Origin of the sequence: Massilia sp. TSP1-1-2, from assembly GCF_049896185.1 — a bacterium.
Taxonomy (GTDB): Bacteria; Pseudomonadota; Gammaproteobacteria; order Burkholderiales; family Burkholderiaceae_D; genus Telluria_A.
Window position 1 is genome coordinate 1 of sequence record NZ_JAFCTU010000012.1, and the last position, 872, is coordinate 872.

At 59.3% G+C, this 872-nt stretch carries 1 protein-coding gene; it reads left to right on the top strand.

The window, feature by feature from the left end:
* Positions 1-872, top strand: an 872-nt coding sequence (locus tag ACP7BV_RS12315; RefSeq protein ID WP_426104116.1) for an IS1380 family transposase, incomplete at both ends; no start/stop codon positions are given.

Here is an 872-nt window from a genome sequence, read left to right on the forward strand (position 1 = left end):
ACGATCTTGTGGCGCAGCGCATTGACCAAATCGGCTGCGGCTACGAAGACGGCAACGATTCAAACAGCCTGCGCCACGACCCGATGTTCAAACTGGGCGCGGCCCGCTTGCCGTTCGACGATGATGGCGCGCTGGCGTCTGGCGCGACCATCTCGCGCTTTGAACATGCGGCCAGTCGCCAGGACATCTACCGCGTCAGTGAGGCCCTCGTGGAGCAGTTCATCGCCAGCTTCGCCAGCCCGCCAAAAAGTCTGATTCTCGACCTCGATCACTCGGAGGATGCGTGCTACGGGCAGCAGCCGCTGGCGTTTTACAACCATCACTATCGCTCGACTTGCTACCTGCCGCTGATGATCTTCGACGGCATGTCGGGCGGCTTGATCGCTGCCGTTCTGCGGCCCGGCAAGCGGCCCTTTGGCGACGAGAACGCGATGATCATGCGCCGCGTTCTAAAACTGATTCGCCTCCATTTCCCCGACACTCATATTCTCGTTCGGGGCGACGGACACTTCAGCGGACCTGAATTGATGGGCCTCATCGACGGCATGCCGAACATCGACTTCATCTTCGGTTTCTCCTGCAACGTCAAGCTTCTCGCAATGGCCGAACCAACACGACTTCGCGCCATCGACCAGTGGGTAGCGGCGCAAACGCAGGACGATGCTCCCAATGCGCTACGCCTGTTCGACGAATTCATGTACAAGGCCCGCTCGTGGCCGAGGGCATGGCGGGTCTTGATGAAGGCCGAAGTCATGGCGCTCGGCGAGAACACGCGCTTCATCGTGACCTCGCTACCTGGACTCGATGCTGGCATGTTGTACGAGGACATTTATTGCGCACGCGGACAAGCCGAAAACTATATCAAACATCTC